9 protein-coding genes are annotated in these 9,307 nt (G+C 59.5%); 4 read left to right on the top strand and 5 right to left on the bottom strand.

Annotated elements, in window-relative coordinates; translation table 11 throughout:
* On the bottom strand, positions 1-483 hold a 483-nt coding region (locus tag F8J34_RS00040), incomplete at its 3' end, for a cache domain-containing protein (RefSeq protein WP_297054977.1).
* A 19-nt stretch (positions 484-502) separates the two neighbouring features.
* Positions 503-1,384, bottom strand: a complete 882-nt coding sequence (locus tag F8J34_RS00045) for a phosphate/phosphite/phosphonate ABC transporter substrate-binding protein (protein ID WP_297054980.1) — start codon at positions 1,382-1,384, stop codon at positions 503-505.
* A 262-nt stretch (positions 1,385-1,646) separates the two neighbouring features.
* Here F8J34_RS00045 and F8J34_RS00050 point away from each other — a divergent pair, with 262 nt between their 5' ends.
* Positions 1,647-2,426, top strand: a complete 780-nt coding sequence (locus tag F8J34_RS00050) for an N-acyl homoserine lactonase family protein (RefSeq protein ID WP_297054982.1) — start codon at positions 1,647-1,649, stop codon at positions 2,424-2,426.
* A gap of 6 nt (positions 2,427-2,432) precedes the next feature.
* Here F8J34_RS00050 and F8J34_RS00055 read toward each other — a convergent pair whose 3' ends face one another.
* The 3 genes from F8J34_RS00055 to F8J34_RS00065 all read right to left on the bottom strand — a co-directional run bounded on the left by F8J34_RS00055 (position 2,433) and on the right by F8J34_RS00065 (position 4,207).
* The gene (locus tag F8J34_RS00055) at positions 2,433-3,056 is read right to left on the bottom strand and encodes a DedA family protein (RefSeq protein ID WP_297054985.1); all 624 of its coding nucleotides are present in this window, start codon (positions 3,054-3,056) and stop codon (positions 2,433-2,435) included.
* 86 nt (positions 3,057-3,142) lie between these two features.
* Positions 3,143-3,349 carry a zinc ribbon domain-containing protein gene (locus F8J34_RS00060; protein WP_297054989.1) on the bottom strand — a complete coding sequence of 69 codons (207 nt, stop codon included), beginning with the start codon at positions 3,347-3,349 and terminating at the stop codon, positions 3,143-3,145.
* A 114-nt stretch (positions 3,350-3,463) separates the two neighbouring features.
* Complete coding sequence (locus tag F8J34_RS00065; protein WP_297054991.1) at positions 3,464-4,207, bottom strand: ATP-binding protein; 744 nt, start codon at positions 4,205-4,207, stop codon at positions 3,464-3,466.
* 117 nt (positions 4,208-4,324) lie between these two features.
* Between F8J34_RS00065 and F8J34_RS00070 the strand changes: the two genes are divergently transcribed.
* The 3 genes from F8J34_RS00070 to F8J34_RS00080 all read left to right on the top strand — a co-directional run.
* Positions 4,325-7,114: a UvrD-helicase domain-containing protein gene (locus tag F8J34_RS00070; RefSeq protein ID WP_297054994.1), complete on the top strand. Its 2,790-nt coding sequence runs from the start codon at positions 4,325-4,327 to the stop codon at positions 7,112-7,114.
* A complete protein-coding gene (locus F8J34_RS00075) occupies positions 7,111-8,352 on the top strand; it encodes an efflux RND transporter periplasmic adaptor subunit (protein ID WP_297054997.1) in 1,242 nt (413 codons plus the stop codon). The genes F8J34_RS00070 and F8J34_RS00075 overlap by 4 nt, the downstream gene beginning before the upstream one ends.
* Positions 8,333-9,307, top strand: a 975-nt coding sequence (locus F8J34_RS00080; protein ID WP_297055000.1) for an efflux RND transporter permease subunit, incomplete at its 3' end; no start/stop codon positions are given. The genes F8J34_RS00075 and F8J34_RS00080, both read left to right, overlap by 20 nt.

Below are 9,307 nucleotides of genomic sequence, written 5' to 3' on the forward strand. Positions count from 1 at the left end.
ACCCGGCTCGATGCCGTAAACCGGCTGTCCGGTGGAAAGCACCCTCACCACCGTCTTCCGGAACCCGCTGATGTCGTCTCCGTATTTGTTGGGCTTCCAGACCCGGAGAAAACTCACCCCCGGCGGAAGATGGAAATGTACCTTCAGGGGATAGGGACTGTAGCGCTGAATCCGGGCCAGAAGGGGTTTGATCACCCCCAGGAGGCGTTCCCGGTCCTCCAGGGCTATGGATTCCTGAACATCCGGAATGGCCGCGATGGTCAGAGCCAGGGTCAGGTTCTCGCGGGCCACCTTCTGGGCCAGTTTCTGAAAATTGTCCTGGTCCGCAATAATCTTTTGCTTTAACCTCTGCTTTTCCCGCCGGGTGTCCCGGTAGATCTGCCCTATCCTTATTCCGGCCAGAAGCATCAGCAGAACGATGATGGGAATAAGGACCCGTACCGAAAGGGGCAAACGACATTTACCCAGTTTTTTCACCGCCATGTTTACCTCCTATCAGGCTCTAAGGCTGCAAACGCACCCGATCCACCACCCGCAGACACTCGGCTACGGGGGTGTAATCCAGAGGCTCCACCCAGCCGGCGATTCGGGCGGCCCGGGCCGCGGGGTGGTCCTTCTTGAGCCCGAGGAGGGCCTTTTTGATCCGTAGATTGATCTCCTTAGAGGTGTGCGGTAGAGCCGCAAAGGGCCATTCCGGATAGAGACGGGTGGAATGCACAAAAGGAAAACCGTCGTTTATCGGATGCAACACCCGGAAGTCGGCCATCTTGATCTTGCCCTCGGCTTCCATTCGCTCCAGGGTGTCCGAACGCACGGTACCTGCGTCCACACGCCCCTTCAAAACCGAAAAGACCACATTATCGTGGGTATAGCCCTCCACCAGGTGCAGTTCTCGGAAGGGATTGATCCCCTGTTCCAGGAGCAGCCGAAAGGCCATATAGGCGCCGCCAAAGGAGGAGAACTTGACCACCATAAATTTCTTCCCGCGCAACTGGGAGAGATCGCGAATGGGGCTATCGGCCCGCACAAAGATCACCCCTCCGAAACGATCCAGGGCCTTACCCTGGCGGCGGTTCAGCATGGTGGCCAGGGCATAGATGCCGTATTTCTGGCGCAAACGAACATAGAAGGCGGGATTGGCCAGGAGGTAATCTATCTTCCGATTCTTCACCGCGGGCTCGATACCATCGAAAGAAAGGGGAATGAGAATCACCCGGATACCGGTCTCTTCCGAGAGATATTGAGCCAGAGGCCCCCATTTCTTCTTGGCGATGGCTGTGCCCCGTTTGGCCAGCACCCCCAGACGAACCCTGGATACCGTAGCCGCCCGGACTACCCCGACCCCCAGGAATAGAAATATCAATAACCAAATAAATCGTCTCATACCCGATCTCCTCCTTTTTTGAACTATGATATGATAATAAGCCAAATCATGTCAAGTATTTACATTTAAAGGAAAAAAAGAAGGTTGAGATAGATTTTGTAAGAAATAGCAAGATCGTAAGTGCAATTATGGGCCCGATAATAAAGTAAAATGAAGTGCCCTGTCCGGAGGGTATTTGGTCCCGGCGGGCTCCCTTTGACTTAAGGGAGGGAGGGTCTTATAAAAGTAAATTGGACTCAACAAAATTTGCAGGAGGAGGAAGATGGCCCTCTATCGCATCCATCCCCTGGTCCTGGGAAGCAAGATCTTCGACCAGGGTATGATGACCTATCAGCACGGTTACGGTCGCGAGATCCACGTTCCGGTGTGTGGATGGCTGATCGAGGGAGGAGATAAAGTAGTCCTGGTGGATACCGGATACCTCGGCCCGGTGATTACCGAAGCCCGGGAGAAGGCCCTGGGAGCCAAGATCTGGCGTTTCGAGGAGGCCCTGGCTCGTTACGGCCTGGCCCCCAAAGACATCGATATCGTGCTCCACACCCATCTCCATAACGACCACTGCGAAAACGACTTCAAGTGTGTCAACGCGGTCTTCTATGCCCATGAACTGGAGTTTAAAAGCCTCTATGAGCCCCATCCGCTGGATTTTCGCTACGCCGCGGATTTCGTGGAGGAACTGGACCAGGCCGGACAATTCGTCAAACTCACCGAGGATAAGGAGATCCTCCCCGGGATCTGGATGATCCACACCCCCGGTCATACCTACGGAGGGATGACCGTGCTGGTGGATACGGAAAAGGGGAAAGCCGCGCTGACCGGGGTCTGTACCATCTTCACCAATTACTGGCCTCCGCGGGAGGTGCGGGCCCTGGGCTGGGAAGTCATTCCCCCGGGAATCCATACCGATGCCTATCAGGCCTACGAACAGACCCTGCGGATCAAGAAGATGGCCGATCTCATCCTGCCCCTTCACGAACCGCAGCTTGCCCGTCTGGAAACCATTCCCGACGACTGGGATAAGATAAACATCCCCGAGGAATAAACCGCCCTAGGCGGAGGGCCTTGAGCCCCGGCGGTGATACCAGAGATAAAGGCCCGTACACAGGAGGGCCAGAAGCACCGCTCCGAGCCCGGCCCGGTGCAGGGCCTGGCGTAAAAGGGTCTGGTTTTTCCCCAGAAAATAACCGCAAAGGGCCAGAACCGTGACCCAGATGCCGGCCCCGAGCAGGGTGAAAAGGCTAAAAAGGAAGGGATTCATGCGCCCCAGACCGGCGGGAAGACTTATATACTGCCGCACCCCGGGCAGAAGCCTCCCCACAAAGGTGGAGATATGTCCGTGACGGGCGAAAAATTCCTCCACCCGCACCAGAGCGGCCTCGGAAAGGAAGAGATACCCCCCGTAACGGCGCAGAAAATGCCCCAGGGCCGGACGCCCCAGCTTCAGGGCCAGGAGATAGTTGAACCAGGCCCCGGCCAGACTCCCCCCGGTGCCGGAAAAGATCACCAGAAAAAGATCCATATCCCCCCGGGCCGCCAGATAAGCCGCCGGAGGGATCACCACCTCGCTGGGAAAGGGAAAGAACGAGGACTCCAGGGCCATCAGCAGAAAGATCCCCGGATAACCCAGACGCCCGATGGTCTCAAGCAGAAAATGGACCACTTCCGTTAGCATTCACCCTCTCGAACCGGTAAAGATAAAAAAGGCGGGGAATACCCCCGCCCTTTCCGAGGGACGGACCGCCCCTCCCGGCTTCAGGCTCAACCGAAGCCGAAACCGTGCCCCCCGGTACCGCAGGACCCGAACCCGAAACCGCCTCCCAGCGAACAGGCAAAGGTGGAGAATTCGCGCCGCACCCGGGGGCTTCCGCAACGCGGACACCGGGTCTCTTGCTCGTCACGGGAGCTCAGACACAATTTCTCAAAACGCTCCCCACAATCGTCACACCGAAATTCATAAATAGGCATCTCCATCACCTCCCGTTAAACTTTCCGATCTCTAAAATTTAAAACCTTTCTCCCTCAAGTAAACCCTTCCTTCGGACAAACACCCCGGCCTCGAAAAGGCCCCGGAAGCGGGATTCAGCGCGGGAGATATTCCGGACGACAGTTAAAGATGGCCCGAAACACCGAGCCCCGTACCTTGGGATTGATGGTGTAAAGATGTTCCTCCAGCCATCGTTCCATGAAGACCCTGCGGGTTTCCCCGGAAAAGGGACAGGGATTCTCCAGCACCGGAAACCCTTCCCTCTGGGCAAAGGCCTTGAGGGCGGACTTTTCCACCAGAACAAGGGGACGGATAAGATAGAGGCGCCCTCCGAACATCTCCTGTACCGGGACAATGGTGGAGAGTTCCCCGTGGAAACACATATTCAGGAAAAAGGTCACCACCAGGTCATCCCGATGATGCCCGAAAGCGATCTTGTTGAAGTTTTCCTCCCCGGCCAGCCGGAAAAGATACTTTCTCCGATGCCAGGAACAAACGAAACAGGGCGAGGGTTTCCCTCGTTCCGCGGCTTTAAGGGCCTGGGAGGCGCAGTCGGTATCCAGCACCCGAAAGGGCACCCCCAGCTCTTCACAGAACCGTTCCAGGGCGGAAAGCCCCTGCCGATACCCCGGGCCCCGGTCGAAGCCCATATCCAGATGTACCGCCAGCAATTCGTAGTCGAAGGGCACCTTGCGACGCCATTCGGCCAGAAAATAGGTGAGGACCAGACTGTCCGCCCCTCCGGAAAGAGCCACCAGAACCCGATCCCCGGGGGCCAGCATCTCATACCGATGGAGGGCCCGGCCTATGAGTCGCTTCAACTTATGATAAAGCGCCATGGGCCCAAGTATATAAGGCCTATTTACGGAAACAAGGTTTAGACTATTTTTTCCAGCTTTTCAGGAAATTTTAATTGGATATTGTTCCCCTCCGGGGGCGGGATTATAAAGATTCCCATGGAGGGCTTCCCCCTGGACGAATTCCAGAAGAGGGCTGCCGAAACCCCGGGGCCGGCCATGGTCATAGCCGGTCCCGGGGCCGGAAAGACCCGTCTCCTCCTGGCCCGGGTCCTTCATCTCCTGCAGAAGGGAGTTCCTCCGGAAAGGATCTTCCTTCTTACTTTTACTGTAAAGACCTGCCGCGAGCTGCGCGAACGTCTCTCCGCCCTGGGAATCTCGGGGCCCCGGGTGGAGACCTTTCATTCCCTGGCTTACGACCTCCTCTATGAAGCCGCAGACGCCCCGCCCCGGCTTCTTTCCCAGGAAGAGGCCACGGACCTGATCCAGCGCCTGGCCCGAAAGCTCAAAATCTCGGGATCTCCGCGCAAGCTCCTTGAGGCCGTTCGTTCCGGACACCCGGCCTATTCCTCTCTCCGCAAGGCCTATCTGGATTACCTTTCCGCGAGCGATCTTTACGACTACCTGCGGCTCCTCCTCGCGGTGCCCGAAAAAAGGCCCCCTTTTCCCCCGGGCTATCAAGTCCTCATCGACGAATGTCAGGACCTCTCCCCGGAGATCTTCCGTTTCCTTTCCCTTTTCCCGGCCGAGGGGCTCTTCCTGGTAGGAGACCCTGCTCAGGCCATTTATGGTTTCCGCGGCGCCGATCCCCGGGCCCTGAAGACCTTTCTGGAGGGGTTACCCGGTCTGAGCATCCATACCCTGGCCCTCTCCTACCGGGTCCCGGAAAGGATCCTCGCTACAGCCGAATCCCTGCGGGAAGATCTCTTCTCCGGATCCACCTCCCTTAAGGCGGTCCGGGCCGGGGGAGAGATCCGGGGGTGGTTCTTTCCCTCCGAAAAGGCCGAGGCCATAGGTGTGGCCAAACTGGTGGCGGAGTTGACCGGTGGGGTCTATCTGGAGAGGGCCGGGGAGGGGCTCTCCCCGGACGAGGTCCTGGTGCTGGCAAGGCTGCGGGCGGTCCTTTCTCCGGTGAAGGAGACCCTGCTTCGGGAGGGGCTTCCGGTGGCCGAACCCGAGGTGGAGGCCGAGGAGCGGCGGCAGAAACTGCTCCAGCTCGCCGACCGTCTCGCCGCAGGAACCCTCACCCCGGAGGAGGTGCTTTCCGAAATTCGGCCTCTCGCACCCTCTCTTTCGGACCTCTTCTCCGGGGAGGAAAGGGAGAGACTGGCCGCCAGGCTGAGGTTTCTTTCCACCGCGGACCTGATCTCCGTTTCCCGGGAGGGGGTAAATCTCCTCACCATCCACGGTGCCAAGGGGCTTGAGGCCGAGGCGGTGATCCTGGTGGGAGCCGAGGAGGGGCTTCTCCCTTTGGAGCTATTTCCGGATACGGACCCGGCGGAGGAGAAACGTCTGCTTTACGTGGCCCTTACCCGGGCGAAAGGAAGGTTTTTCTTCACCGCCTCCGGCAGGAGGACCCTTTTCGGAAAACGCCTCCCGGGCCGGATATGTCCCTGGCTCCGCCACCTTCCGCTCACCACAGATAAGGGCTCCCGGCCTCGCCGGGCCGTACAACAGGGACTCTTTGCCCTCCTGCTCCTTTTCCTCCTGGTCCTTCCCGCCGGGGCGGAAAGCCTGCGCGACTTTCTTCGGCTTCAAACCCCGCTCCTTCTCCGGAATCATCCGGTGCTTTCGGCCCTGCGGGCCCGGATTCGCGCCCAGGAAAACCGCATCGCCCCGGCCGGGGCCCTGCCCGACCCGCGGGTTACCTTCATGGTCCGTAATGCCGGAGATCCTGTTCCGGCCAATACCCTGGGCGAGGAACCCATGAGTATGGCCGGAATCAAGATCGAACAGACCGTCCCTTGGAAGGGCAAGAGGAAGACCCGGGAAAGGATAGCCGCCCTCAAGGCTAAGGAGCTGCGCCTGAAATGGGAGGAAAAGAGCTGGGAGCTCTGGCGGGATCTGGTTCAAAGCGCTCTGGAGATGGTCTATCTGGAACGCGAGGCCGAGATCCTGCGGGAAATGGACGGCATCCTGCGGGAACTGGAAGAGAGTGCCCGTTCCAGGTATCAAACCGGAGCCGGAATCCAGGCCGATATCCTGCGGGCCGCGGTGGAAAGGGGGCTCCTCAGGGAAAGAGTGGCCCGCAATCTGGAAAGACAGAAGGTGCTCCGGGAGCGTTTGAGTCGGAGGTTGCTTTTCACCCGGGTATCCCGGCTTCCGAAACTGGAGCTTCCGGCCGGGCTTCCCCCCCTTCCCGAGGAAGAACGCCTGAGTGCCTTTCTGGAACAGGCTCCCCGGGTGATCCTTTATCGTCTCTATCTTCGGGAGAGGGAGCTTCGGGCCCATCTGGCGGAACTGGAAAAACGTCCGGACCCCAAATTCTTCGCCGGCTGGTACTCCCGAGGGACTTATCCGGAGATTTACGAATTCGGAGCCGGGATAAGCATCCCCCTTTTCATCTCCCGCAAACAGGATCTTCTGGCCCGGGCCGAAAAGGACGAGGCCCTGGCAGCCGGCGAAAACCTAGAGGATGTGAAAGCCGATCTGCGTTATCGCCTGCAGGGGTTCCTCTATCAGGCTCGAACCGAGGCCGAACTCGTTCGGCTCTACGAAAAAGAGATCCTTCCGCAGGACCAGGCCGATCTGGATTCAGCCCGAACTTATTATCTCACCGGGAAACTGGATTTTCTGAACGTCCTGGAGCGGGCTCGACGCCTCCTGGAACACCGTTTATCCCTGTGTCGGCATCGGGTCAATTATCTGGCGGCCCTGGCCGGAATCCAGGCCCTTCTGGGGAGGACCCTGGTCCCGGAACTCCCCGGGCCTCAAGGAGGTATCCCGTGAGGATCGCGGCCCTGTTCCTAGCCGGATGGCTTTTCCTCGGCCCGGCGGCCTTCAACCTCTCCGCCAAGACCATCTATACCTGTCCCATGCATCCCAGTTACCGTTCCGATCACCCGGGAAAATGTCCCATCTGTGGCATGGATCTGGTGCCGGTAAAGGAGGCCACCGCCCAGCCCCACCGACCTGCCCCTTCCTCCCGTGGCCTGGGTCTGGTGCCAGTTCAGATCTCTCCGGAAAGACAGCAGCTCATCGGGGTGCGCACCGCTCCGGTGGTCCACCGCCAGGTGGTCCTGGAACTTCGGGCTCCGGCCCGCGTGACCTACGACGAGACCCGGATCTACGAAGTCCATACCCGGGTTTCGGGATGGGTGGAAAGGGTATATGTGGATCAGGAAGGGATTTGGGTAAAAAAGGGCGCTCCGCTCTTCACCCTGTATTCCCCGGAGGTGCTCTCCACCGAGGAGGAATTCCTGCGTTCCCTCACCTGGGCCCGGAATCTCAAATCTCAGGGGGCCTCCGGAGCCCTGGCTCTGGCCCGCAGAACGGCCCGGGCCGCGGAGGAACGGCTTCTTCTCTGGGGGCTCTCCCGACAAACCTTACAGCAGATCCGTTCCACCGGGAAACCGGTCCGGGCCTTTCCCGTGCCCAGTCCGGTATCCGGTTTCGTGGTGGAAAAAAGGGTCTTTCCCGGGAAACGCATTACCCCGGCCTCGGTCCTTTACCGTCTGGCGGATCTTTCCCGGGTCTGGATAGAGGCCGATTTTTACGAAACCGAGGCCCCTCTCTTACGGGTGGGCCTGCCGGTGGAGGTACTCGTCCCGGGCACCGAGCACAAATTCCAGGCCCGCATCGAGGAAATTTATCCCTGGGTGGAGGAAAAACTCCGGGTCTTCCGGGTGCGCCTGAGTCTGGCCAACCCCCGGATGGTCCTCCGCCCCGGGGCCTGGGCCGAGGTGCGGGTGCGGGTCCCGCTGGGGATGCGGATGGTCATCCCCGACGAGGCCCTTATTTACGGAGGACGCCACTATTACGTCTTCGTGCGTAAGGGTCCGGGCACCTTCGAACCCCGCATGGTAAAGGTGGGACGCCGGGTGGGACATCAGCGGATCGTTCTTTCCGGTCTGCACCCCGGGGAAGAGGTAGTGGTTTCGGCCAATTTCCTGATCGATGCCGAATCCAGGCTTAAAGCGGCCCTGAAGAGTTTCGGAGGCAGCCAAGGTGATCACGCGCATCATTGAGGTCTCCGGGCGAAATCCCTTTCTGGTCCTCATCCTCACCGCTTTCCTTCTCACCGCCTCTCTCTGGGCCCTGAAAAGGGTGCCTCTGGATGCCATACCCGATCTTTCCGATGTGCAGGTAATCCTGGTGGCCGAATGGCCCGGAGCCAGCCCCGATCTTATGGAGGATCAGGTTACCTATCCCCTGGTCTCGGCCCTGGTCTCCGTCCCCCGGGTAAAGACCGTAAGGGGCTATTCCTATTTCGGGCAGGCCTTCATCTACATCCTCTTTCAGGACGGAACCGACCTCTACTGGGCCCGAAGCCGGGTCCTGGAATATCTGGACCGGGTCAAAGGGAGTCTGCCCTCGGAGGTCCGGGTAACCCTGGGGCCGGACGCCACCGGAGTGGGCTGGGTCTTCGAGTATGCTCTGGTGGATGAAAGCGGCCGCCACGATCTGGCCGAGCTGCGCTCCTTCCAGGACTTCTATCTCAAGTACTGGCTGGAGGCGGTCCCCGGGGTGGCCGAGGTGGCCAGTGTGGGGGGTTACGTCAAGGAATATCAGATCCTGCTCGATCCGGTAAAACTCTACGCCCATGGTCTTTCCCTTCCGGAGATAGTCCGGGCGGTGCGACAGAGCAACCAGGAGGTAGGGGGACGGATACTGGAAATCTCGGGCCGGGAATTCTTTATCCGGGGGCGGGGCTACGTTCGCAGCCTCAGGGATCTACAAAATATCGTGGTGGCCAACGATCCCCGCACCGGGACTCCGATTCGACTTAAAGATGTGGCTGAAGTCCGGCTCGGCACCGCCCTGCGCCGGGGAGCAGCCGAACTGGACGGGAAAGGCGAGGTGGTGGGTGGAATCGTGGTCATGCGGTACGGGGAAAACGCCCTTAATGTCATCCGCCGGGTGAAGGAACGCCTGAAGGAGATCAAACCCGCTCTTCCCCCGGGGGTCAAGATCGTTACCACC

Source organism: Thermosulfurimonas sp., from assembly GCF_015491435.1.
Classification (GTDB): domain Bacteria; phylum Desulfobacterota; class Thermodesulfobacteria; order Thermodesulfobacteriales; family Thermodesulfobacteriaceae; genus Thermosulfurimonas_A.